This is a genomic window from Rhabdothermincola sp. (assembly GCF_036846205.1).
GTDB lineage: Bacteria > Actinomycetota > Acidimicrobiia > Acidimicrobiales > Acidimicrobilacustridaceae > Rhabdothermincola.
In genome coordinates this window covers 1-23,260 of sequence record NZ_DAIUCK010000016.1, presented here as the reverse complement: position 1 = coordinate 23,260, position 23,260 = coordinate 1, and the positions used below count along the sequence as shown (strand labels likewise).

Below are 23,260 nucleotides of genomic sequence, written 5' to 3'. Positions count from 1 at the left end.
GACTCGCCTCAGCGGGGATAGGGGGTGTACTTGGAGCAGAGGGTGGCCACGTCCTCCCGGACGGCGGCCAGCTCGCCGTCGTCGGTGCGGTGACGGAGCGCTCGGGCGATGAGGCCGGCGATGGTGACCATCTCAGCCTCCCGCATGCCTTGCGTGGTGACCGCGGGGGTACCGATCCGCACCCCGCTGGTGACGAACGGCGAGCGCGGATCGTCGGGGATCGTGTTCTTGTTGAGGGTGATGCCCGCCCGGTCGAGGGCCGCCTGCGCCTCCTTGCCGGTCAGCTCTCCGTCGAAGGGGCGCAGGTCGACGAGCATCAGGTGGTTGTCGGTGCCGCCCGACACCAGACGGAAGCCTTCCTGGGCCAGCGCTTCGGCCAGGGTTCGGGCGTTGGCCACCACCTGGGCGGCATAGGTGGCGAAGCTCGGGTGCATCGCCTCGCGGAAGGCGACGGCCTTGGCCGCGATGACATGCTCGAGCGGGCCACCCTGCAGGCCGGGGAACAGCGCCTTGTCGATGGCCGGCCCGAGCTCGGCTCGCGCCAGGATGCAGCCCCCTCGGGGACCTCGGAGCGTCTTATGGGTGGTGAAGGTGACGATGTCCGCGTGCGGGACCGGGTTCGGGTGCACACCGCCGGCGATGAGCCCCGCGATATGGGCGGCGTCGAACATGAGAAGGGCGCCGACCTCGTCGGCGATCTCCCGTAGCGGGGCAGGTTCGATGACCCGCGGGTAGGCGGTGGCGCCGGCGATGATGAGCTTGGGTCGCTCGGCTCTGGCCAGCTCTCGCACCCGGTCGTAGTCGAGGCGCTCGTCGCTGGGAGTCACGCCGTAGGAGACGAAGTCGTAGTAGCGGCCGCTGATGTTCACCGGCGAGCCGTGCGTGAGGTGGCCACCGTGGTCGAGGCTCATGCCCATGACCTTGTCGCCGGGCTCCAGCACAGCCAGGTACACGGCCAGGTTCGCGTTGGCACCGGAGTGCGGCTGCACGTTGGCGTGCTCCGCGCCGAACAGCTCCTTGGCCCGTTCCCGAGCCAGGTCCTCGACCTCGTCGACGAGCTGGTTGCCGCCGTAGTAGCGCCTGCCCGGGTAGCCCTCCGCGTACTTGTTCGTGAGGACGGAGCCCGTGGCCTCCATCACCGCCGGCGACGTGAAGTTCTCGGAGGCGATCAGCTGCAGGGTGGTGTTCTGGCGTTCGAGCTCCCGGTCGATCAGCCCGAACACCTCCGTGTCGCGTTCGGTGGGCCAGCTCATGTCGGTCTCCTGGGTCAGATGGGGGCGAGGCGGGAGGCGTCGGGCTCGGGGGCGTTGTGCCATGCGAGCTCGACGAGGGAATCGATGAGCTCCGCCAGCTCGTCGGCGGTTCGCTCGTAGACGGCCATCCGCTGGCCGATGGGATCGGCGACGTCGTCATCCGGTGAGGACCCGAGGTGCGCCAAGGGCGTGCGCCCCTCATGCATGCGGGCGAGCCAGCCCGCCATGCTCTCCCCCTCACCGCGGGGGCCCCGCTCGCGACCGAGCCGCACCAGCTCCTTGAGGGTGAAGGTCCTCGGGAACGCGTCGGGCACCAGCACCACGGCTTCGCGCACGTGCTCCCGGGCCATGGCCAGGATCAGATCGGCGCCGGCCACCCGCTCGGGGCTGAGGAGACTGCTGCGATGCTCGGCGATGGCCAGGCCGAAGTCGGCCATCACCTCCACCGCGGCACTCGACGGCGGCCGGCCCTCCGCCGTGACACCGGCTGATGACACCCGCGCCACGACCCCCCGCTCGGTGAGACGGTGCCGCAGGAGCGCTTCGGCCATCGGCGAGCGGCAGATGTTGCCGGTGCAGACCACGAGGACGTCGATGCTGCGGATTGTAGTGAGGGCCCCCGCCACCGGTACTCTTGACCGACCGGTCAAGATGAGCGACAGCGCGATGGCCAGGCGAGGAGGAGCGGTGGATCCACGGTTGCCGGTGCTGATCGGTGTGGGCCAGGTCACCCAGCGGGTCGACCGTGGTGACGACGCGCTCGAGCCCGTCGATCTCATGGCCGAGGCGCTGCGACGAGCCGAGCACGACGCGGGACGCGGCGGGATCCTGGCGGGGGCGGACTCCATCCGGGTGATCAACGAGCTGTCGTGGCGGTACCTCGATCCGGGCGCGCTGGTCGCCCAGCGGATCGGCGCCACGCCTCGCACGACCGAGTACACGGTGATGGGCGGCAACTACGTGCAGACGGTGGTCAACCGCACGGCCCTCGACATCCAGTCCGGCCGCAACGACCTGGTGCTGCTCACCGGGGGAGAAGCCTGGCGAACCCGCACCCAGGCCAAGAAAGCCGGTGCTGACCTCGGCTGGACGACCCAATCGCCCGGGACACCCCCACCGATCCAGATCGGCGACGACCACGACCTGGTCCACCCCGTCGAGCTGTCGCGAGGGGTCTTCCTGCCCGTCCAGGTGTACCCGATGTTCGACATCGCCCTCCGGGCGGAGCAGGGCCTGTCGATCACGGAGCACCGGCGCCAGCTCGCCGAGCTGTGGGCTCGCTTCTCCGAGGTGGCGGCGGACAACCCCTATGCCTGGATCCAGCGTTCCTACACCGCCGAGGAGATCGCCACCCCCTCCCCTGACAACCGCATGATCGGCTTCCCCTACACGAAGCTGATGAACTCGAACAACAACGTCGAGCAGGGCGCCGGACTGATCCTCTGCTCGGTGGAGCGAGCCCGAGCGCTCGGGGTTGCCCCTGACCGGTGGGTCTTCATCCACGCGGGCGCCGATGCCCACGACCATTGGTTCCTGTCCAACCGGGCCGACCTGCACTCCTCGCCGGCGATCCGCATCGCCGGTCGTGCGGCCCTCGACCTGGCGGGCGTGACGATCGACGACGTGGCCCACGTCGACCTCTACAGCTGCTTCCCGTCCGCGGTGCAGGTCGCCGCTCGTGAGCTCGGGCTGAGCCTCCGGCGCCAGCTCACTGTGACGGGCGGGATGAGCTTCGCCGGGGGCCCGTGGAACAACTACGTCATGCACGCCATCGCCACGATGGCCGGTGTCCTGCGCGACGACCCAGGTTCGCTCGGGCTGTGCACCGCCAACGGCGGCTACGTGACCAAGCACGCATTCGGCATCTACTCCACCGAGCCTCCTCCGTCCGGCCGCTTCCGTCACGCCGAACCCCAGGACGAGGTCGACGCGCTCCCGAGCCGCGAGCTGGCAGAGGATCACGAGGGCGAGGTGGCGATCGAGACCTACACGGTGATGCACGATCGCGACGGCCGCCCAGAACGGGCGCTGGCGGCCTGCCTCACCGCGGACGGGCGGCGGGCCTGGGGCGCCACGACCGACCCCGCCGCGATGCACGCCCTCATCGCCGAGGATCTGGTCGGGGCCAAGGCCGTGCTCTCCGCCGCCGGGAACCTGGAACTGGCCTGATCGAGTGCCGGGGGCGGGTCAGTTCCCGCCACGGGCACGCAGGCGCGCCGCGAGCGTCTCCATCACCCGGTCGTGAGCCTTCGGCATCTCCTCGAGCAGTTGCTTGAAGTGCTTGGTGTCGAACGCCAGCAGCTTCATCGGGGTCTCGGCGACGACCGTGGCGTTGCGCGGCCGGTGCTCCACCAGCGCCATCTCCCCCACCATCGAGCCGGGGCCCACCGTGGCGATGTGCTCGTCCCCGTAGTACACGCCCGCACTGCCCTCGAGGATGACGTAGCACTCCAGCCCGACCCGCCCCTGGTCGACCAGCACGGCGCCTGCCTCGGCCTCCACGTCGTCGGCCAGCTCCGCCACCCGCTGGAGTTCCTCGTCGGTGAAGCCGTCGAAAAACGAGACGCCCTTGAGCTTCGCGACCCCGTCGACCGCCTTCTTCCTGCTCCCGAACATGGTGCGACTCTAGAGCACCCGGCCCTCCGCTGCCCTGGGCGAGGGTACGGTGACCCCGACACGAAGGGGGTCATCATGCGAGCTGCGGTGATGCGCCAGGGCCAGCTGGTCGTCGATGAGATCGCCGATCCGGAACCGGGAGCGGGGCAGGTACTCGTCCGCACGCTCGCGTGCGGCATCTGCGGCTCGGACCTCCACACGTTGGACCACGCGGACGAGATGGTCGAGATGGCCTCGGAAGCCACCGGAGCCGCCCCGGCGGGGATGCCGGCGCCCAAGGTGATGGATCCCTCTCGTGACGTCGTCATGGGCCACGAGTTCTGCGGTGAGGTGGTCGCGCTGGGCGACAACACCGGCAACTGCCAGGTGGGTGACGTCGTCGTCTCGATTCCCGTGACCTTCGACCCCACCGGCCTCCATGCCATCGGCTACTCGAACGACTACCCCGGCGGCTACGGGGAGCTCATGGTGCTCTCCGACCCTCTCGCGCTGAAGGTGCCCAACGGGCTCGACCCCCGATCGGCGGCGCTCACCGAGCCCATGGCCGTGGGGATGCACGCCGTGAATGGCTCCCGCTCGGCCCCGGGGACGGCCGCGCTCGTGCTGGGTTGCGGCCCGGTCGGCCTGGCGACGATCGCCGCCCTCGGGCTGAAGGGGGTGGAGCCCATCGTGGCAGCTGACTTCTCTCCCCGCCGGCGGGAGCTGGCATCGAGCCTGGGGGCGCACGCCACAGTCGACCCCCGCGAGGAAGAGCCCATCGACACCTGGCGACGTCTCGACGGGCGCAAGCCGCTCGTGCTCTACGAAGCCGTCGGGGTGCCGGGCCTGATCGACACCGCACTTCGTGCCGCTCCACGCCAGAGCCAGATCGTGGTGGTGGGGGTGTGCATGCAACCCGACGTCATCCGACCGATGCGAGGCGTGGTGAAGGAGCTCAACGTCCAGTTCGCGTTCGGCTACGACCCTGTCGAGTTCGCCGACACCCTACGGCTGATAGCGGAGGGCACCATCGACGTGGCGCCGCTGATCACTGGCCACGTGGACATCGACGGGGTACCCGAGGCGTTCCGGGCCCTCGCCAGCCCCGACGAGCACGCCAAGATCCTCGTGGAGCCCGTGTAGGGGAACCACTCCGGATCGCGGTGGTCCGGCCCCCGAGCCCCTGGACCGCGACTAGTTTTCCTCCATGGCTAAGTACCGCTGTCCCTCGTGCGGAGCGGCCCACAAGGACGAGGTCCCCCACTGCCGGTTGTGTGGCGCCAGCATGACCGACATGCCGACCCTCCCGGGGAGCGTCAGCGTGCGGCAGACAGCGGGCAGGAAGCGTGGGCTCGGCCCCGTGCTGATGATCGGCCTCGGCGGGGTGGTCCTCATCGGGGTGATCGCCGTCGTGCTCGGCATGACCGGCGACGACGCCGCGGTCGTCGACACGGTACGCGACCAGGTGCCAGCCCTCAGGGGACAGGACTACGACGGTTGGGAGCCCTTCGACGACGCCGACGGCGGCTTCACGGTCATGCTGCCCGGTGAGGTGATCGACGGGTTCCAGCCCTACCCCCCTGCCGACGACGGTCGGATGGATCGCATCCACACCGACATCGGAGCGGAGACGACCCTCAGTGTCTCCTACAGCCAGGTTCCCGTCAGCGACAGCACCCCGAAGCAGGAGCAACTCCGGACCTTCGCCGGATCCTGGGCCGATGCGCTCGGAGGGACCCTGTCGAAGGACGTGCAGGAGACCACCTTTCGCGGGCAGCCGGCGCTGGTCGTCACCGTCAAGGGCCTCAAACACAACGGCGAGCCCGCGACGGCCAAGGCGCTGCTCGTCCTCAAGGGCACGATGCTCTACGTCATCCAGTCGGAGTCGGTGTACGCGGACCACCCGTCCTTCGACCGACTGGTGAAGAGCCTGACGTTCACGAGCTGAGGCGAGCCACGAGCACCCGCTCCCGACCAGCCAGGTCGCGCTCCACACGGGTGTCCAGGTAACCGAGCTCAACCGCCAGCCGGCGCATCGGCTCGGCTTGCCAGGGTGCGAGCTCCACCACGATCGCCCCAGGGCGCGCCAGCCAGCGGGGAGCCTCGCGCAGGAGGTGCTCGAGCGCCTCGGTGCCTGTGGGGCCGGCGACCAGGGCCGCCCGCGGCTCCCAGCCGGCGACCTCCACGGGGAGCTCGTCCCCCTCCGCTACGTACGGGGGGTTGCTGACCACCAGATCGATCGTGCCGGTCAGCTCCGCGGGCAGGGCGTCGAACCAGTCCCCCACCGCAAGGTGCACCCGGGTCGCGGGCTGCCCCAGCCCGGCGAGGTTCGCGCCCGCGACCTCGAGGGCGGCTGCCGAAGCGTCGGTGGCCCACACCTCCACCTGCGAACGTTCGGCCACCAGCGAGAGCGCGATCGCGCCCGATCCTGTCCCGAGATCCGCCGCGACCGGTGGTGCCTGCTTGGCCGCCGCCAGGCGATCGAGCTCACCGATGGCGTGCTCGACCACGATCTCGGTCTCCGGTCGGGGGATGAGCACCCGCCGGTCGACCAGCAGATCGAGGGTCCGGAAGCCCCACCGACCGAGGACGTACTGCAAGGGCTCGCCGGCGAGCCGCCGCTCAAGCATCTGGTCGAAGAACCCCACGGCTCGCCGGCCGGCAGGCTGGTCCAGGGCGCCGAGGAGCTCGGCGGGCTCGAAGCCGCCGGCCCGCTCCACGATGCGGCGGGCGTCGACCTGCGGCGAGGCGAGGCCGGCCTGGGTCAGCCGCTGCTCCGCCTCCCGGAGGAAGTCCCGCCAGGGCACGAGCTGCGGGTCGTTCACGCCGCGGAGCCGGCCGCCTGGAGCTGGCGGCTTCGCTCGTCGGCGACCAACGCATCGACGATCTCGTCGAGCTCGCCTCCGAGCACCTTGTCGAGCTTGTACAGCGTCAGGCCGATGCGGTGGTCGGTGACCCGGTTCTCCTTGAAGTTGTAGGTGCGGATCTTCTCGGACCGGCCGCCACCGCCGATCTGGCTCCTGCGAGCGGAGGACAGCTCCGCGTGCTGGCGTTCCTGCTCCCGCTGCAGGAGCCGCGCCCGCAGGACCTGCATCGCCTTGGCCCGATTCTGCAACTGGCTCTTCTCGTCCTGCATCGACACCACGATCCCCGTGGGCTTGTGGGTGATGCGAACCGCCGAGTCGGTGGTGTTCACCGACTGCCCACCGGGCCCCGAGGATCGGAAGACGTCGACCTGGAGATCGTTCGGGTCGATCTCGACGTCGATCTCGTCGGCTTCGGGCATCACGGTCACGGTCGCCGAGGAGGTGTGGATCCGCCCCTGGGACTCGGTGACGGGGACCCGCTGGACCCGGTGGGGGCCGGCCTCGTGCTTCATCCGGCTCCACACACCGGGACCTCGGAGCAGGAAGGTGACCTCCGTGAACCCGCCGAGATCCGAAGGGCTCGATCCGAGCACCTCCAGGGACCACCCCATCCGAGCCGCGTACGCCCGGTACATCTCGAACAGGTCACGGGCGAAGAGGTTGGCCTCTTCTCCCCCTTCCGCTCCCCTGATCTCGACGATCACGTTCTTGCCGTCGTTGGGATCGCGGGGCAACAGCAGCACCTTGATCGCCTCGTCCAGCTCGGCGATCTCGCGCTCAACCGCGTCGATCTCGGCCCGGAGCAGCTCCCGGTCGGCGGGATCCGCCTCGGTGTACAGCTCGCGCGCTACCTCGAGATCATTGCGGAGCCCCCGGAGCCGCCGGTAGCGGGTGACGATCTCCTCCAGCTCCTTGTAGCGACGGGCCACCTCCGCGTAGCGCACCTGATCGGCGAGCACGGCCGGATCCGCGAGGCGCGCCTCGACCTCGACGTACTCCTTCTCGAGGTCGGCGAGGCGATCGTGCATGGATTCCAGGGTAGATGGGCCTCAAGCCCGCCAGTCGCCGATGACCTCGACCAGCTCCGCCGGCTCGTGGAGGGCCTCGGCCAGCCGCCTCGTCACCGGATGGGCGTCGCGCTCGGGCAGCGCGAGCAGCAGGCGCGCCCCCGGAGCGTGTGCAGCCCGGGCGTCGGCAGCAGCAGGCACCAGGTCGAGGTCGATGCCCACCGAGCAGGCGACCACGATCGGGCGCCCGTCGAGGTCCACCCCGACCGCCACCGCGGCCGCCGTCTCCTTGATGCTCTCGCGGGGCATGGTGGGCTCCACCGGCTCGAGGGAACGGGCGCCCACCCGATGGGGCTCCGTGATCAGCGCGGCCCGCAACCACCGTTCGGCAGCCAGCCGGGCCAAGGGATGACCGAGATCACCGGCTCGGCGCTGCCGGCGCACGCTGTCGACCACGCTGCGCAGCGCGTCAGCGGTGGGCAGGTCGCCGTGCACGAGCGCGAACGCCTCACGATCGTGGCGGCCGACGCCGACCTCGATCCGAGCATCGGCACCGTCGACGACGACACGGGCGATCTCGAGGCCGAGGATCTCACCGCGCACCTCGCCGTGCTCGATGACGATGTCGACACCCTCAGCCGCGAGCAGACCCACCAGATCGAGCGCCGCTTCCGGGGGAGCCGCCGGCGGCCGGTGGGGCTCGGGTTCGGCCGGCTGCACCGATCGGCCGTCAACCTGCCACACCGTCGCTGGCAACCGGAAGTATCGAGCCTGTCGGGCGAACACGCCGGCGTCGTCCTCGGTCAGAAGGTGGACCTCCCTCGCGCCCTGCTGGTCGGCCCAGGCGATCGCCTTGCCCAGCCCGCGCCCACGGGGCGCATCCAGGAGGACGAAGGCTCGATCGCCGTGCCGGGCCGCGGCACCTCCAGGGAAACTGACCGCCTCCAGCGTGGCGCCTGCGGAATCGGCGAGGCCCGCCTCCGCGAGGAGGGCGCGCAACTTGGCCTGGAGCAGGCGCGCCTTCTGCTCGGGATCGAGAGGAACAGCGGCCTCCCGGTCAGCCCTTGCGGCGCTTGCCGTAGCGCTTCTCGAACTTCTCGATCCGGCCGCCGGTGTCGACCAGCTTCTGGGTGCCCGTGTAGAAGGGGTGGCACTCGTTGCAGAGCTCGACGTGGAGATCAGCCTTCGTCGAGCGGGTCGTGAAGGTGTTGCCGCACGAGCACCGCACCGTGGCGGTGACGTACTCGGGATGGATGTCTGCCTTCATCGCAGGGGCTCCAGTCGGGGAGACGGGGACAGATCAGTGTGCCGGGAATCGCCGGGGACCAGCAACTCCCGGCCTGGCGTGCCTATACGCCGGCTGACGGGGCCTTGGCCACCTCGGCCAGGAACTCGTCGTTGCTCTTGAACGTGGAGAGCCGGTCGATGAGCATCTCGAGGCCGGCGCCGCCGCCGCCCTCGCCGAGTCCGCTGAGCACCCGCCGCAGCTTCCACACCATCTGGAGCTGCTTGCGATCGAACAGCAGCTCCTCGTGCCGGGTCGAGGACCCGTCGACGTCGATGGCCGGATAGATGCGCCGCTCGGCCAGCTTGCGATCGAGGCGCAACTCCATGTTGCCGGTGCCCTTGAACTCTTCGAAGATCACCTCGTCCATCTTCGATCCGGTCTCCACCAGCGCCGTGGCGAGGATGGTGAGCGACCCACCTTCTTCGATGTTGCGAGCCGCGCCGAAGAACTTCTTCGGCGGGTACAGCGCACCGGTATCGATGCCTCCCGACATGATGCGACCGGTGGCCGGCGCCGCCAGGTTGTACGCCCGGGCCAGACGGGTGATGCCGTCGAGGATGATGACGACGTCCTTGCCCTCCTCGACCATCCGCTTGGCCCGCTCAATGGTCAGCTCGGCCACCATGGTGTGCTCGTCGGACGGGCGGTCGAACGTGGAAGCGGCCACCTCGCCCCTCACCCATCGGCGCATGTCGGTGACCTCTTCGGGTCGCTCGTCCACCAGGAGCACGATCAGGTGCACCTCGGGGTTGTTCGTCTCGATGGAACGGGCGATCTGCTTCATCACCGTCGTCTTGCCCGCCTTCGGGGGCGACACGATCAGCCCACGCTGACCCTTCCCGATCGGAGCGATGAGATCGATGATCCGGGCCGTCATGTTGGTGGGATCGTTCGGCGTCTCAAGCCGCAACTTCTCGTCGGGGAACAGCGGGGTGAGGTCCTCGAAGCGCGGCCGCTGGCGCGCCTGCTCCGGATCGGCGCCGTTCACCAGATCGATGCGGAGCAAGGCAGGGTTCTTCTCATTGCGGCCTGCCGGCCGGGCTGCACCCTTGATGTGGTCACCCTTGCGCAGACCGAACTGGCGAACCTGCTTGACCGAGACATAGGCATCGTCCTTGCTCGGCAGGTAGCCGCGCAGGCGCAGGAAGCCGTATCCCTCGTCACGCAGATCGAGGTAACCCTCGACCTCCACCGGCTCGCCCTGCCACGCCTCCTCCTGGCGCTCACCTCGATCCCGATCGCGGTCCCGACCCCGGCGCCGGCGCCGGCGGTTGCCGGGCTCCGGCTCCTCCCGCTGACCTTCACCGCGGTTGCCCTGGCCCGATGCGCCCCGACGCTCGCGGTCACCGTTGTCCGCTCGGCCTTCCTGCCCTTCAGGGGCCGCCGGTGAGTCCTGCGAGCCCTCCTGGGCGGTGCCGGCATCCCCGTCGCCCCCCGGCGCCGGCGGCGCGGCGACGTCAACCTGCCCCTCAGAGGTCGCCGCCTCGGCGGGCTCGGCGGCCGCCACGGTGGTTTCACCCTCACCGGTGGCCGGCAGATGCTCCGCACCCCCGGGCTCCTCGGCCGGGTCGGCTTTGGCCTTCCGGGTGCGCTTCGGCTTGGCCTCGGTGGATCCGTTGCCGGTCGTCTCCGACGCCGGAGACGTCACGCCGGTCAGCTCGAGGATGAGATCCACGATCTCGGCCTTGCGGGCTCTCGAGCTCGGCTTGCCACCCAGCGCGATCGCGATGGTGCTCAGCTCTTCTCGATCCTTGCGCTCGAGCGCCGTCCGTTCGAGCTGCTGGGAGTCCACGCTCATGGGCACCTCTCTCGCTTTCTGTCAGTGGGGATCTGCTCGGGAGGCCCGCCTGGGTGCTCAGGCGCCACCCGCCGTGAGAAGGAGATCAAGGGGCACGTGCGACCGCCGTGGAACCGGCCATCCGTTTCGGCACGGTGCTCAGAGGAGCGGGAAGACCTCGCCGTGGTTCACGAACATGCGGTGAGCGGCGGTGCTGCCGCAGCTGCTCACCCGACCTCGCTCGACCGAGCGGATGCAGCCCCCTTGCGACGCATCGAATGGTACCGGCCTTCCCCAGCTCGAAGCAACCTCCCGTCGTCGGGACCGACCTCGTCGACCACGACGTCATCCTCGAACCCGCAGGCCTGCGTGCACGGCATCCCCAGCGTCGGCGCAGTGGATGGGCGCGAACGGGACCATCGAGCGGCTCGCCGAGGTAACGACGTGAGTCCCGTGCCAGCGGGCACCGGCCGGGTCGCCGGCTCCCACGCGCCCGATGCCTCCGCCGTCGACATCCGCGTCGACGGCGGGTCGGGGCTCGACGATCTGACCCTGCGGGAGGTCCTGACGCCTGACCGGTGTCGAGCTCCCCACAGCTCGACGCCGAGCGCGCCGAATGCCGAGCGCACGCTGGCAGGACCGAACCGCGCAGCCTCGGATCACCAGCCGAGCACTGCTGCACTCGAAGGGCGCTACCCCGAAATGGCTGACCGGCGGCCGCCGCCAGGCGGGCAGACTGCGGGGGTGGGGATCCTGGAGGCGACAGGCCTGCGCAAGGCCTACAAGGGCATCGTGGCCGTCGACGATGTCGACGTCACGGTCGCCAGCGGCGAGCGGGTCGCGCTGCTCGGTCCCAACGGTGCGGGCAAGACGACCACCTTGCTCATGCTCCTCGGGGCGATCAGCCCCGACCGGGGCACGGTGCGCATCAACGGTCTGGCGCTGCCCGAGAGGCGCAGCCAGGCCCTGGCCCACGTCGGGTTCGTCGCCGGCTACCTGCCGCTGCCCGACCGGCTCCGGGTGCGCGAAGCGCTCGATCTGTTCGGCCGCCTCTACGGGTTACGCAAGCCCGGCCCCCACATCCACGAGGCGCTCGAGCGGTTCCACATCGGCCACCTCGCCGGGCGCATGTGCGCCGAGCTCTCCTCCGGTCAGCGCACCCTGGTCGGAATCTGCAAAGCCGTCCTGCACCACCCTCGCCTGCTGGTGCTCGACGAGCCGACAGCCTCGCTCGACCCGGACGTGGCGCTGCGGGTGCGGGCCGGCCTGATGGAGCTCGCAACTGACGAGGGCACCGCGCTGCTGGTCACCAGCCACAACATGGTCGAGGTGGAGCGCCTCTGTGAGCGGGTGCTGTTCATGTCGGCCGGCCGGATCGTGGCCGACGGGGCGCCGACCGAGATCGCCGCGGCATACGGTCACGGCTCGCTGGAGGACGTGTTCCTCGAGTTGGCCGGCACGCCACACCAGGAGGGTGGCCGGTGAGCTGGTTGCGGATCCGGGCGGTGGCTCGGCGGCACGCCTTCGTGCTGTGGCGCAGCCCGCACCGGCTGTTCGACGTACTCGTGTGGCCGCTGGTCGACGCGCTGCTGTTCGGGTCACTCGGGGTCTTCGTCGCTCGCCAGGCCGGTGGGGACACACAGGCGGGTGTGGCCTACCTGCTAGCCGGCATCCTGCTGTTCCACGTGATCTACCAGTCGCAGATCGCGGTCTCGACCGGCTTCCTCGAGGAGACCTGGTCCCGCAACATCCTGAACCTGATGGCCACCCCGCTGAAGGAGATCGAGTACGCGTGCGGGGTCGCCCTGTTCGGCATGGCCAAGCTCGCGATCGGGCTCGGGGTGGTGGCACTGGCCGCCGTCGGCTTCTACTCGTTCAACATCCTCGACGTCGGCTGGGGGTTGCTTCCGATCGGCGCGCTGCTGCTCGTGGCCGGGTGGTCGATCTCGCTGTTCGTGATCGGCCTGGTGCTGCGATTCGGGCAGAGCGCCGAGGTCTTCGCGTGGGGCATCCTCTTCGTCGTCATGCCACTCTCGGGCGTCTTCTACCCCGTCGAGTCGCTCCCGGGTCTCCTGCAGCCGGTGGCGCGGCTGCTGCCCACCACACACGCGTTCAACGCGGCCCGCACCCTCCTCGACGGTGACCCCATGCCCTGGGACGAGCTCGCCTACTCGCTCGCCGGTTGCATCGCCGTGGCTGCGCTGGGGCTGCTCTTCCTCACCCGGATGCTGGCCGTGTTCCGCCGGCGCGGCTACGTGACCCGGTTCAGCTGAGCGGGCCATCGACCGGACCGTTCACCGAGGCGGGCCTCAAGCCGCGCCTCGGTGAACAGTTCAGTTCAGGTGAGGCTCGAACGCGGGTGGGTCAGGCGCCGACGAGGCGAGGCATCAGCTCGTGGCCGGGAACCGCCGGCAGGCCGGCCAGCGCCCGCTCGCTGTAGGTGCCGCCGGGTCCGGGCCGGTCCGAGTCCACGAGGAGGTACGGCACCGGATCGGGGGTGTGGGTCTTCAGTCGCAGCGGCGTGGCGTGGTCGGGCAGCAGCAGCAGGCGCCACGACCCGAGCCGATCCAGACCAGCCACCAGGTCGGCCAGCACCAGCGAGTCCCAGCGCTCCAGGGACCGGACCTTCTCCTCCACGTCACCCGCGTGGCCCGCCTCGTCGGTGGCTTCGATGTGGATGATGAACAGGTCCGCGCCGTCAGCGAGGGCATCGAGCGCGCACTCCCGCTGCGCGGCATAGTCGGTGTCGTAGCCGGGCGTCATCCCCTCGACGTCCACCACCTCGATGCCGGTGAGCACCCCCAACCCGCGCACCAGGTCGACCGCGCTGCACAGCGCGGCGTCCAGCCCGAACCGTTCGGCGAACGGTGGCATCTGGGGCTGAAACCCCTGGCCCCACAGCCAGACCTGGTTGGCCTCCAGCCCGAAGCGACCCACGATCCGGCGCGATGCCTCCATGACCGCCTGCAGGTCCGGCGCGGCGGGACCGGTCGGCCCGACGGCCGGCTTGTCAGTCAGGTCGTGGGGTGGGATGCAGGTCGCATCGGCCCAGGCGGCCGGGGCCACCATGATGTGGCGGTACTCGACCCCGGCGTGGAACTCGAGCCCACTGCCGCCCAGCTCGTCGTCGAGGGCCTCGATCACCTTGCGGGCCTCCTCGGAGGACGGATGGCCACCTGCGAAGTCGACCATGGTGCCGTCAGCGCCGATCGTCACCAGGTTGCAGCGGTAGGCGACCTGGTCGGGCCCCAGCTTCAGGTTCAGCGCCGCTGCCTCGATGGGCGCTCGCCCCGTGTGGTACCGGGCGGGGTCGTACCCGAAGATCGACATGTTCCCCACGTCGCTGCCCGGCGGTAAACCCGGTGGGATCACCGCGGCCCGGCCCAGCTCGCCGCGGGCGGCGAGGGACCGCAGCGTGGGCATGTCGGCCACCTCGAGGGGGGTACGTCCACCAAGCGCGTCGACCGGTTCGTCGGCGCACCCGTCCGGCACGCACACCACGTACTTCATCGCTCGATCATGCCAGGAAAACGGGCTCGGTGGCGCGGGAAGGCTCGGAGGTCAACGGGCGGCGAGCACCTGTTCCAGGTAGCGCTTCACCGTGGTGGGGTCCGCGGGGAGGGTCTCGTAGCGCTCCGGGCGCTCGAAGAGATCGGCCAGCGGACCGGGCAGGGGCGGCCGCACGCCGGTCGCCTGCTCGACCGCGTCGGGGAACTTCGCCGGGTGCGCCGTGGCGTGCACCACCATGGGCACGGAGCGATCGCGGCGCTGCACCCGGGCAGCGCCCAGCCCCACGGCGGTGTGAGGGTCGATGAGGAGCCCCAGCTCCCGGTGCAGCTCGGCGATGACCCGGAGGGTGGCGTCGTCGTCGATCCTGGCGCCCGACCAGTGCTCGCGCAGCAGCGCCAGCCGATCCGGGTCGATGGTCACGGTCCCCTCTGCCCGGAAGCGCAGCATCAGCTCGGCGACCTGCGCGCCATCGCGGCCGTAGAGCTCGAACAGCAACCGCTCGAGGTTGCTCGACACCTGGATGTCCATGCTCGGGCTGAGGGTGGGGTGAACCTCGTGGATGGTCATCGTCCCCGAGGCCAGGAACCGGGTCAGGATGTCGTTGCGGTTGCTGCCCACGACGAACTGCGAGATGGGCGCGCCCATGCGTTGGGCCGCATAGCCCGCGAACACGTTGCCGAAGTTGCCGGTGGGCACCGAGAACGCCACCGGGGCGGCGCCCCGCTCGAGCTTCGCGGCGGCGACCACGTAGTAGACGATCTGGGCCATCACCCGGGCCCAGTTGATCGAGTTGACCGCGGCCAGATGCAGGCGGTCGCGCAGCTCCTGGTCGGCGAAGAGCGCCTTGACCAGGTCCTGGCAGTCGTCGAAGGTCCCCTCGATGGCGACGTTGTGCACGTTCGCCGACCCGACGGTGGTCATCTGCCGGCGCTGCACCTCGCTGACCCGACCGGCGGGGTGGAAGATGAAGATCTCGATGGACTCCCGGTCGCGGCACGCTTCGATGGCGGCGGAGCCGGTGTCGCCGGAGGTGGCCCCGACGATGGTCACCCGCTCGCCGCGCCGGCGCAGCTCGTGGTCGAACAGCCGGCCGACGAGCTGCAGGGCGACGTCCTTGAAGGCGAGGGTCGGGCCGTGGAACAGCTCGAGGAGCCACAGGCCGTCGCCGAGGTCGCGCAGCGGCGTGACCTCGGGGGTGTCGAAGGTCGAGTAGGCGTCGCGCACGATCGCCTCGAACGCGTCGCGCTCGATGCTGTCCTCCACGTAGGGCCACATCACCTCGAGGGCGGTGTCGGGGTACTCGGCCTCGGCGAAGCGCTCGAGCGCGCCCGGGCCCAGCGACGGCCAGCTCTCGGGCACGTACAGGCCGCCGTCTCGGGCCAGCCCGGTGAGCAGCACGTCACCGAACGCCAGCACCGGGGCCGCACCGCGGGTGCTGACGTACTTCACCGCCGACCGCCCCTCATGCCCCGCCCTCCTCGCCGAGGAGCCGGATGAGGCTGCCCACCCGGCGCACCGCGTCGAGATCACCCAGCTCGGTCACCGTCGACTGCATGTCACGCTCCCGCGCGGTGTGGGTGATGAACACCAGGCGGGCCTCGTCCCCCCGGCCCTCCTGCTCCATGGAAGCGATGGACACCCCGTGCCGACCGAACACCCCGGCGACCGCGGCGAGCACCCCGGGGCGGTCGACCACGTCGAGGCCCAGGTAGTACTCGCACTCCAGGTCGTCGATGGGGCGGATGCGGGCCGGCGCCAGCGCGCCGATGGCGGCATGGGTGCCCTTGCGCAGATTGACCGACGCGTCGATCAGGTCACCCAGCACCGCGCTGGCGGTCGGATCGCCGCCCGCTCCCCGCCCGTAGAACATGAGGTCCCCGACCGCCCCGCCCTGGACGAACACCGCGTTGAAGCTCTCCCGCACCGACGCCAGGGGATGGGTGTGCGGCAGCAGCACCGGGTGCACCCGCACCGCGACCTGACGGTCGTCGCCGTCGAACTGCTCGGCGATGGCCAGCAGCTTCACCACGTAGCCCCTCCGGGCGGCGTAGGCGATGTCGTCGGCGGTGAGGGTGGCGATGCCCTCGTGGTAGACGTCGCCCGCCACCACCTTCACCCCGAACGCGATGCTGGCCAGGATGGCGATCTTGGCGCCGGCGTCGAAGCCCTCCACGTCGGCGGTGGGGTCGGCCTCCGCGAACCCGAGACGCTGCGCCTCCGCCAGTGCCTCGGCGTAGGAGGCACCGGCCTCGGTCATGCGGGTGAGGATGTAGTTGGTGGTGCCGTTCACGATGCCGAGCACCCGGTCGACCGGCTCACCGAGCAGCGATTCACGCAAGGGCCGGACGAGGGGGATACCTCCCGCCACTGCCGCTTCGAAGAGCACATCGACCCCCGCTGCCTCGGCCGCAGCGAAGACCTCCCCGCCCACGTTGGCCAGCAGCTCCTTGTTGGCGGTGACCACCGGCTTGCCGGCCTTCACGGCCTCGAGCACGAGCGAGCGGGCCGGCTCGATGCCGCCCATCACCTCGACCACGACGTCGACGTCGCCGGCCGCGACCACCTGCTCGGGATCGTTGGTGAACGCGTCGGGAGGCAGGTCGACCCCGCGATCCTTCGATGCGTTGCGCACCGCCACCCGCTGGACGACCAACCCGATCCCGGTGCGGGCCTCGATGCTCGCGGCCTGCTGGTGCAGCAGGCGGATGAGGGCCGAGCCGACGGTGCCGCAGCCGAGCAGCCCGACGCGCACCTGGGAACCGTCCATGTGCCGAGGCTACTGCCGGTGGGTCAACGCCCGGGCCAGGGTTCCGGGGTCGACCTCGCCCGGTCGGTACGCAGCCAGCAGCCACCGCCACTCGTAGGTGCCGGCACCGACGCGGTAGCGGGGAGCCGTGTCCGGCCCGCAGCTCAGGGTGCCGAGCCCGCGGTGGGCGACGTCGAGGTGGACCACCGTCTCGGCCCGTGGCCGCAGCTCGACGAGGTGCCGGGACCGCCACAGGTCGTCAGCGTGATGGTGGCTGGCGGAGAACCCGAACGGCTCGCCGGTGGCCACCACCAGCAGCCCCACCGCTTCCCCCTGTGGGTCCTCGCCGCCGGGGATCTGCTCGAGCGCCATCCAGCGGGTGCCGAGGTGCAGGCCGTGCTCCTGGGGCACCAGGTAGGGCACGAACTGGTCCGTGACCGTCGACTCCCATCGGGAGACCACCGCGCTGGCCTGGCGATCCGGGTAGGTCTCATGCGGGCCCAGGCCCAGCCACCGGAGGCGTTCGAAGCCGGGCGCGGTCATGAAGGTCAGCCCGATCCGCGGCAGGTCGTCGAAGGGCTCGGGCACCTCCACCCGGCCTTCCAGCACGATCACGCCGTCAGGCCGTCGGTGGGTGTGCTGCACCGCGGTGCCCACGACCGCTCCCGAGTCGAGCTGCCAGTCGAGCCAGCGGGTGAGCGGCTTGGCGGACTCGTCGGTCCATCCGTCGGTGCGCTGGCGCAGCAGCTTCAGCCCGTCGTTGTCGGTGGGGGCTCGCCACATGGTGACCGTCACCGGCGAGGCGAGCGCCGCCCGCCCGTCGACCACCAGGGAGTTGAGCGCGCGGGACGCCGGGTCGATGCTGGCTTCGGTGTCGAGCGGGATCGGCTGCGGGCCCGGGGGCGGGTGGCGCGGTCCCGCGACCGGCAGGGCGAGCTGGTCCCAGGCCACGAGATGACCCGCCGGCGCCCAGGGCTCGTCCTGGCGGGTGAGGGCGCGCACGTTGAGGTGGGCTTCCTCGCCGGGATGCAGCTCGATCGGGCCCACCGGCACCGGAACCGTCGCCGAGGCCCGCGGCCCGAGCTCCGGCACCTCCAGCTCGCCCTGGGCGACCACCCGCCCGTCGACGGTCACCCCCCACACGACCTGCAGCCACGACAGGTCGCGGAACCACTGGCGGTTCTCGATGGTGACCCGCCCGGCCCGCAGGTCGGCCTTGCTCGCCCGTACCCGCACCGGAGCGGCCAGGTACGCCAGCTCCGTCAGCGCCGGGTGTGGCGTGCCGTCGGGGCCGACCAGGCCGTCGGCGACGAAGTTGGCGTCGTTGGGCTCGTCACCGAACTGGCCGCCGTAGGCGAAGAAGGGTCCGTGCTCCCCGTCGTGGTGCGCCAGCCCGTGATCCTTCCACTCCCACACGAAGCCGCCCTGCAGGCCGCGGTAGCGCTCGAAGGCGGCGTAGTAGTCGGCCAGGCCGCCGTTGGAGTTGCCCATGGCATGGGAGTACTCGCAGAGGATGAGCGGGCGGCGACGGTCGCGCCGGGATCTCGCCCACTCGATGATCTCGTCCACCGAGGCGTACATCGGGCAGACGATGTCGGTGACCGGTGCCGGCGCGTACAGATCGACCAGCAGCGCGCCCTCGTAGTGCAGGGGGCGGGTGGGATCGGCCCGCCGCACCCACGCCGCGGCGGCGTCGTGGGCCGCGCCGTAGCCGCTCTCGTTGCCCAGTGACCAGGCGATCACGCACGGGTGGTTCTTGTCGCGCTCGACCATCCGGGCCACCCGCTCCACGATCGCCCCCCGGTAGCGAGGGTTGTCGCAGAGGCTGGTGATGAAGGCGTGCGACTCGACGTTGGCCTCGTCGATCACGTAGAGACCCAGCTCGTCGCACAGGTCGAGGAACCGGTGGTCGTTGGGGTAGTGGGCGCAGCGCACCGCGTTGATGTTGTGCTGCTTCATGGCCAGCAGGTCGGCCCGCATGTCCGCGACGGTCACGGCGCGCCCGCGCTCGGGATGGTGATCGTGGCGGTTGACGCCGTGGATCATCACCGGCTGGCCGTTGACCAGCAGCTGGCGGTCCCGCACCTCCACCGTCCGGAAGCCCACCCGCTGGCAGAGCACCTCGCGGGTGACGCCCTGCGGGTCGACGAGCGAGACGAGCAGGCGGTAGAGCGCCGGGCGCTCCGCCGACCAGGCCTCGACCCCGGGGATGGTGGCCGACAGCTCGACGTGGTGCCCCCAGAACAGGTAGGGGGTCAGTCGGTGCGGCACCGGACCACCGAGGGGTACCTCCGTGAGCGGTGTGCCCTCGAGCGTCTCCACCACGGCTTCGACCCGCCACCCTTCGACCCGCTCGGCCCGCTCGCCGAAGCCCACCGTGGCCCGGACCCGGAGCGAGCCCGCTCCCTCGTCTCCCAGGCCGGCACGCACCCGCAGGTCGTCGATGCGGGTGTGCCCGGTGGCGTAGAGGTACACCTCCCGCTCGAGACCGGCGTGCCACCAGTGGTCCTGGTCCTCGAGGTAGCTGGCGTCGCTCCAGCGCACCACCACGCAGGCGATGGTGTTGGCGCCGAGTCGCACGTGCTCGGTGACGTCGAACTCGCTCGGCAACCGGCTGTCCTTGCCCATGCCCACCGGCTCGCCGTTGACGTACACGTACAGCACGCTCTCGGCCCCGCCGACGTGCAGCACGATCCGCCGGCCCTTCCAGGACCGGGGGACCGTGACGTCGGTGCGGTAGACGCCGGTGGGATTGTCGGCCGGGACGTGCGGGGGCACGCCCCTGAACGGCATGCGGATGTTCGTGTAGATGGGCCGGTCCCAACCCTGGATGGTCCAGCAGCCGGGGACGGCGATGGGTGACCAGCCGCTACCCAACCCGTCGTGCAGCGACGGATCGGCCACGTCCGCGGGCACGGCCTCGGGTGAGGCGAACAGCTTGAACCGCCAGGTGCCGTCGAGGCTGCGGAACCACGGCGATGCCTCCCGCTCACCGGACCGGGCGAGGTGCTCGTCGGGGAACGGGACGAGCGGGGGGCGCATCGGCAGCCGGTTGACGGCGGTCAGCTCCGGCGCCTGCCAGCTCGGCGTACCGAGGAAGGACAGGTCCGTCACTCGCTCCCCTGCGGATCGAGCACGTCGAGGCGCAGCAGGTCGTCGAGGGTCTCCCGGCGGACGACGACCCGGGCGTCGCCGTCTCGCACGAACACCACGGCCGGCCGCAGGACCTTGTTGTAGTTGGACCCCATCGAGTGCCCGTACGCGCCGGTCACGGGGGTGGCGAGCAGGTCGCCGACCTGCAGGTCCTCGGGCACCCGGCCGTCCACGACCAGACGGTCGCCGGACTCGCAGTGCTTGCCGACCACGGTCACCAGCTTCGGCCGGGGTGCCTGCACGGCCCGGGGCAGGAACGTCTCGTAACCGCTGCCGTAGAGCACCGGCCGGGGGTTGTCGCTCATCCCTCCGTCGACGGCCACGTAAGTGCGGATGCCGGGAAGGTCCTTGATGGTGCCGACGGTGTACAGGGTGACCGCGGCGGCGGCGGTGATGGCCCGGCCGGGCTCTGCGGTGACCCGGGCGGCGATGCCGTTCGCCTCGCAGGCGCGGTGGATGGCGGCGGCCCACTCGGTGATGGTGGGCGCCGCCTCCCCTTCCACGTACGCCACCCCCAGTCCCCCGCCGAGCGAGAGCTCCGGCAGCCCGTGCGCGTTGACGAAGCCCGCCACCGCCTCCACCGCCAGCTCGAAGAACTGGGCCTCGAACACCTGGCTGCCGATGTGCGCGTGGATGCCGACCAGCTCAATCGCCGGCGAGGTGGCTGCCCGGTCGAGGGCCCGGTCGGCGTCGCCGCTGTACACCGGGAACCCGAACTTCGAGTCGTCCTGGCCGGTGCGGACGAACTCGTGGGTGTGGGCTTCGACCCCCGGGGTGATGCGGATGAGCACCCGGGGCGGGGCGAGGCCGCCCGCCACCAGCTGCTCGATGCGGGCCATCTCGTCGAAGGAGTCGACCACCACCCGGCCCACGCCCTCGCTGAGCGCGACCCGCAGCTCCTCGACCGACTTGTTGTTGCCGTGCAGCACCAGCCGCTCGGGCGGCACCCCGGCGGCGCGGGCGACGTGGTACTCACCGCCGGTCGAGACGTCCAGGCTCATGCCCTCCTCGAACGCCAGCCGGGCCATGGCCCGGCAGAGGAAGGCCTTGGTGGCGTAGCTCACCCCGGGGCCGAACGCAGCCACCGCTTCCCGGCAGCGGGCGCGCAGGTGGTCCTCGTCGTAGACGAACAGCGGCGTGCCGAACTCGGCAGCCAGCTCGAGGGTGTCGCAACCGCCGATGAGGAGCTGGCCGTCGCCACCCAGCGACGCGTTGTCGGGCAGCAGCGCCCACGGCAACGGCGCCGACGACGGGTCCATCACATCGATTCCGGCGCGTCCACGCCGAGCAGGTCCAAGCCGATCGCCAGCCCGATCTCGGCGGCCTCCACCAGCCACAGGCGGGCCTGAGTCAGCGCAGGGGGGACCTGGTCGCTGAGCACGTAGCAGTCGTGGTAGAAGCCGTGGAACGCGCCGGCCAGCTCGCGCACCCAGGTCGTGATCCGGTGCGGAGCCCGGTCGTGGCAGGCGGCGAGCACGGTGTCGGGCAGCTCCGACAGCGACCGCAGGACGCCCAGCTCGCGCTCGTGGGTGAGCAGCGCCAGGTCGGCATCCGCCAGCGGCACCCGCTCGACGCCCCGCTCGGCGGCGACCCGCTTGATGGAGCGGATGCGGGCGTAGGCCATCTGGACGTAGAAGACCGGGTTCTCCATGGCCTGGCTCTTGACCACCTCGAAGTCGAAGGTCTGGGGGCTGTCGATCGACTGCAGGAGGTAGGTGAGCCGGGCCGCGTCGGGCCCGACCTCGTCGAGCACGTCCCGCAGCTCGATGATGTCGCCCGCCCGCTTCGAGAGCCGTACCGGCTCACCACCCCGCAGGAGGTTGACGAGCTGGGTGATCTCCACGTCGAACTCGGCCGGGTCGTGGCCGAGAGCCTGGAGCGCGGCCCGCATCCTCGGCACGTAGCCGTGGTGGTCGGCGCCCCACACGTCGATGAGCAGGTCGAATCCCCGGGCGAACTTGTCGCGGTGGTAGGCGATGTCGGGCAGGAGGTAGGTGTACTCGCCGTCGCTCTTGATGAGCACCCGGTCCTTGTCATCGCCGAAGTCGGTACTACGCAGCCAGGTGGCGCCGTCCGCCTCGTAGATCACGCCGCGATCGGAGAGATCGGCGAGGGTCTGGATGATCGCACCGGAGTCCACGAGCGAGCGCTCGCTGAACCAGGTGTCGAAGTGCACGTGCATCCGGGCGAGCGTCTGGCGGTGATCCTCCACCGCGCGGGCCTCACCCCATTCGAGTACGTCGACTCCCTCGGGCATCTCGGCCGCCCACTCGGCGATGTACTCACCCTGGTAGCCACCTTCGGGCACCTCCCGACCCTGGCGCCGGGCTTCGAGGGAGGCAGCGAACAGCTGCATCTGGGTGCCCCGGTCGTTGAGGTAGTTCTCCCGGTGGACCTCGTAGCCGCAGCGGGCCATCACCCGGGCGAGGGAGTCGCCGTAGGCGGCGCCCCGCCCGTGCCCGGCGTGCAGGGGACCGGTGGGGTTGGCACTCACGAACTCGATGTTCACCCGGGTGCCGGCGCCCACGTCGTGGCGGGCATAGCCGGCGCTGCCCTGCTCGACGACCTCCACCAGCAGGTCGTGCAGCCACGATTCCGCCAGGTGGAAGTTGACGAAGCCGGGGCCGGCGATCTCCACCCGCTCCACGTGCGCCGGCCGGTCGGCCTCCAACCGCTGGGCGATGGCCTGGGCCAGCTCCCGGGGCTTCCACCCGGCCTTCTTCGCCGTGGCGAGGGCCACGTTGGTGGACCAGTCGCCATGCTCCCGCCGGGCCGGCCGCTCCAGGTGGATCTCGCCGGGCATGGGCTCCACCTCGAGCGTGGCCAGGGCTCGTCGCAGGGCCTCGGCAAGCTGGTCACGAATCACCGGGCGATCGTAGCGGTGACCTCTCGGCTCCTTCGAAGCCGTTGCGGCCCGGCCACGTGGCGCCGCTACGATCCAGGTTCCCGCCCTCGTAGCTCAGGGGATAGAGCATCGGCCTCCGGAGCCGTGTGCGCAGGTTCGAATCCTGCCGAGGGCGCCAGGGAAAACGGGCGCCGACCAGGCAAGCGCCCGGTCGGTGCC

General features: G+C 70.8%; 19 protein-coding genes and 1 tRNA gene. 6 read left to right on the top strand and 14 right to left on the bottom strand.

The window, feature by feature from the left end; genetic code table 11:
- Nucleotides 1–8: 8 nt before the first annotated feature.
- On the bottom strand, nt 9–1,253 hold the full coding sequence (gene glyA / locus V7004_RS03945; protein WP_334142348.1) for a serine hydroxymethyltransferase: 1,245 nt from the start codon (nt 1,251–1,253) through the stop codon (nt 9–11).
- A 14-nt stretch (nt 1,254–1,267) separates the two neighbouring features.
- Nucleotides 1,268–1,879, bottom strand: a complete 612-nt coding sequence (locus V7004_RS03940) for an arsenate reductase/protein-tyrosine-phosphatase family protein (RefSeq protein ID WP_334142347.1) — start codon at nt 1,877–1,879, stop codon at nt 1,268–1,270.
- A gap of 25 nt (nt 1,880–1,904) precedes the next feature.
- On the opposite strand from V7004_RS03940, the gene V7004_RS03935 reads away from it, so the two are divergent.
- Nucleotides 1,905–3,422, top strand: coding sequence for an acetyl-CoA acetyltransferase (locus V7004_RS03935; RefSeq protein ID WP_334142346.1), 1,518 nt, complete (start codon nt 1,905–1,907; stop codon nt 3,420–3,422).
- 18 nt (nt 3,423–3,440) lie between these two features.
- Here the strand turns inward: V7004_RS03935 and V7004_RS03930 are convergent, their stop codons facing one another.
- Nucleotides 3,441–3,869 (bottom strand): Crp/Fnr family transcriptional regulator, encoded by a 429-nt coding sequence (locus V7004_RS03930; protein WP_334142345.1) that lies wholly within the window; start codon nt 3,867–3,869, stop codon nt 3,441–3,443.
- 75 nt (nt 3,870–3,944) lie between these two features.
- Between V7004_RS03930 and V7004_RS03925 the strand changes: the two genes are divergently transcribed.
- Nucleotides 3,945–4,991, top strand: coding sequence for a zinc-binding dehydrogenase (locus tag V7004_RS03925; RefSeq protein WP_334142344.1), 1,047 nt, complete (start codon nt 3,945–3,947; stop codon nt 4,989–4,991).
- Nucleotides 4,992–5,142: 151 nt separating this feature from the next.
- The gene (locus tag V7004_RS03920; RefSeq protein WP_334142343.1) at nt 5,143–5,796 is read left to right on the top strand and encodes a hypothetical protein; all 654 of its coding nucleotides are present in this window, start codon (nt 5,143–5,145) and stop codon (nt 5,794–5,796) included.
- Here the strand turns inward: V7004_RS03920 and prmC are convergent.
- From prmC to rho, 5 genes are all read right to left on the bottom strand, one after another.
- The gene (gene prmC, locus V7004_RS03915; RefSeq protein ID WP_334142342.1) at nt 5,786–6,673 is read right to left on the bottom strand and encodes a peptide chain release factor N(5)-glutamine methyltransferase; all 888 of its coding nucleotides are present in this window, start codon (nt 6,671–6,673) and stop codon (nt 5,786–5,788) included. The two genes, V7004_RS03920 and prmC, sit on opposite strands and share 11 nt — an antisense overlap.
- A complete protein-coding gene (prfA, locus tag V7004_RS03910) occupies nt 6,670–7,743 on the bottom strand; it encodes a peptide chain release factor 1 (protein WP_334142341.1) in 1,074 nt (357 codons plus the stop codon). The genes prmC and prfA overlap by 4 nt, the downstream gene beginning before the upstream one ends.
- Before the next feature lie 21 nt (nt 7,744–7,764).
- The gene (locus tag V7004_RS03905; protein WP_334142340.1) at nt 7,765–8,721 is read right to left on the bottom strand and encodes a hypothetical protein; all 957 of its coding nucleotides are present in this window, start codon (nt 8,719–8,721) and stop codon (nt 7,765–7,767) included.
- A gap of 58 nt (nt 8,722–8,779) precedes the next feature.
- Nucleotides 8,780–8,989: a 50S ribosomal protein L31 gene (gene rpmE / locus V7004_RS03900; protein WP_208027123.1), complete on the bottom strand. Its 210-nt coding sequence runs from the start codon at nt 8,987–8,989 to the stop codon at nt 8,780–8,782.
- An 82-nt stretch (nt 8,990–9,071) separates the two neighbouring features.
- Nucleotides 9,072–10,808 (bottom strand): transcription termination factor Rho, encoded by a 1,737-nt coding sequence (gene rho, locus V7004_RS03895; protein WP_334142339.1) that lies wholly within the window; start codon nt 10,806–10,808, stop codon nt 9,072–9,074.
- 723 nt (nt 10,809–11,531) lie between these two features.
- Here rho and V7004_RS03890 point away from each other — a divergent pair.
- Together V7004_RS03890 and V7004_RS03885 are read left to right on the top strand one after the other, a co-directional pair.
- Nucleotides 11,532–12,272 (top strand): ABC transporter ATP-binding protein, encoded by a 741-nt coding sequence (locus V7004_RS03890; protein ID WP_334142338.1) that lies wholly within the window; start codon nt 11,532–11,534, stop codon nt 12,270–12,272.
- The gene (locus V7004_RS03885) at nt 12,269–13,060 is read left to right on the top strand and encodes an ABC transporter permease (RefSeq protein WP_334142337.1); all 792 of its coding nucleotides are present in this window, start codon (nt 12,269–12,271) and stop codon (nt 13,058–13,060) included. The genes V7004_RS03890 and V7004_RS03885 overlap by 4 nt, the downstream gene beginning before the upstream one ends.
- A gap of 91 nt (nt 13,061–13,151) precedes the next feature.
- On the opposite strand, the gene apgM is transcribed toward V7004_RS03885, so the two are convergent.
- Genes apgM through argS form a run of 6 tightly spaced genes read right to left on the bottom strand, consistent with a single transcriptional unit; the run spans nt 13,152 to nt 23,062 of the window.
- Nucleotides 13,152–14,297 (bottom strand): 2,3-bisphosphoglycerate-independent phosphoglycerate mutase, encoded by a 1,146-nt coding sequence (gene apgM, locus V7004_RS03880; protein ID WP_334142336.1) that lies wholly within the window; start codon nt 14,295–14,297, stop codon nt 13,152–13,154.
- Between the two features lie 51 nt (nt 14,298–14,348).
- Nucleotides 14,349–15,746, bottom strand: coding sequence for a threonine synthase (gene thrC / locus V7004_RS03875; RefSeq protein ID WP_334142335.1), 1,398 nt, complete (start codon nt 15,744–15,746; stop codon nt 14,349–14,351).
- 13 nt (nt 15,747–15,759) lie between these two features.
- Complete coding sequence (locus V7004_RS03870) at nt 15,760–17,064, bottom strand: homoserine dehydrogenase (RefSeq protein ID WP_334142334.1); 1,305 nt, start codon at nt 17,062–17,064, stop codon at nt 15,760–15,762.
- Between the two features lie 9 nt (nt 17,065–17,073).
- Nucleotides 17,074–20,157 carry a glycoside hydrolase family 2 TIM barrel-domain containing protein gene (locus tag V7004_RS03865; RefSeq protein ID WP_334142333.1) on the bottom strand — a complete coding sequence of 1,028 codons (3,084 nt, stop codon included), beginning with the start codon at nt 20,155–20,157 and terminating at the stop codon, nt 17,074–17,076.
- Nucleotides 20,154–21,455, bottom strand: coding sequence for a diaminopimelate decarboxylase (gene lysA / locus V7004_RS03860; protein ID WP_334142332.1), 1,302 nt, complete (start codon nt 21,453–21,455; stop codon nt 20,154–20,156). The genes V7004_RS03865 and lysA overlap by 4 nt, the downstream gene beginning before the upstream one ends.
- Nucleotides 21,455–23,062 carry an arginine--tRNA ligase gene (gene argS / locus V7004_RS03855; protein WP_334142331.1) on the bottom strand — a complete coding sequence of 536 codons (1,608 nt, stop codon included), beginning with the start codon at nt 23,060–23,062 and terminating at the stop codon, nt 21,455–21,457. Before argS ends, lysA begins: the two co-directional genes overlap by 1 nt.
- An 82-nt stretch (nt 23,063–23,144) precedes the next feature.
- Here argS and V7004_RS03850 point away from each other — a divergent pair.
- Nucleotides 23,145–23,219, top strand: a tRNA-Arg gene (locus V7004_RS03850).
- Nucleotides 23,220–23,260: the final 41 nt, after the last annotated feature.

What these genes read in the sequence shown, in the direction of transcription:
- V7004_RS03925 (WP_334142344.1), top strand. Translation starts at nt 3,945, where the DNA reads ATGCGAGCTGCGGTGATGCGCCAGGGCCAGCTGGTCGTCGATGAGATC.
- V7004_RS03930 (WP_334142345.1), bottom strand. Translation starts at nt 3,869, where the DNA reads ATGTTCGGGAGCAGGAAGAAGGCGGTCGACGGGGTCGCGAAGCTCAAG.
- prfA (WP_334142341.1), bottom strand. Translation starts at nt 7,743, where the DNA reads ATGCACGATCGCCTCGCCGACCTCGAGAAGGAGTACGTCGAGGTCGAG.
- rpmE (WP_208027123.1), bottom strand. Translation starts at nt 8,989, where the DNA reads ATGAAGGCAGACATCCATCCCGAGTACGTCACCGCCACGGTGCGGTGC.
- rho (WP_334142339.1), bottom strand. Translation starts at nt 10,808, where the DNA reads ATGAGCGTGGACTCCCAGCAGCTCGAACGGACGGCGCTCGAGCGCAAG.
- lysA (WP_334142332.1), bottom strand. Translation starts at nt 21,455, where the DNA reads ATGGACCCGTCGTCGGCGCCGTTGCCGTGGGCGCTGCTGCCCGACAAC.
- V7004_RS03870 (WP_334142334.1), bottom strand. Translation starts at nt 17,064, where the DNA reads ATGGACGGTTCCCAGGTGCGCGTCGGGCTGCTCGGCTGCGGCACCGTC.
- apgM (WP_334142336.1), bottom strand. Translation starts at nt 14,297, where the DNA reads ATGAAGTACGTGGTGTGCGTGCCGGACGGGTGCGCCGACGAACCGGTC.
- glyA (WP_334142348.1), bottom strand. Translation starts at nt 1,253, where the DNA reads ATGAGCTGGCCCACCGAACGCGACACGGAGGTGTTCGGGCTGATCGAC.
- V7004_RS03935 (WP_334142346.1), top strand. Translation starts at nt 1,905, where the DNA reads ATGAGCGACAGCGCGATGGCCAGGCGAGGAGGAGCGGTGGATCCACGG.
- V7004_RS03920 (WP_334142343.1), top strand. Translation starts at nt 5,143, where the DNA reads ATGCCGACCCTCCCGGGGAGCGTCAGCGTGCGGCAGACAGCGGGCAGG.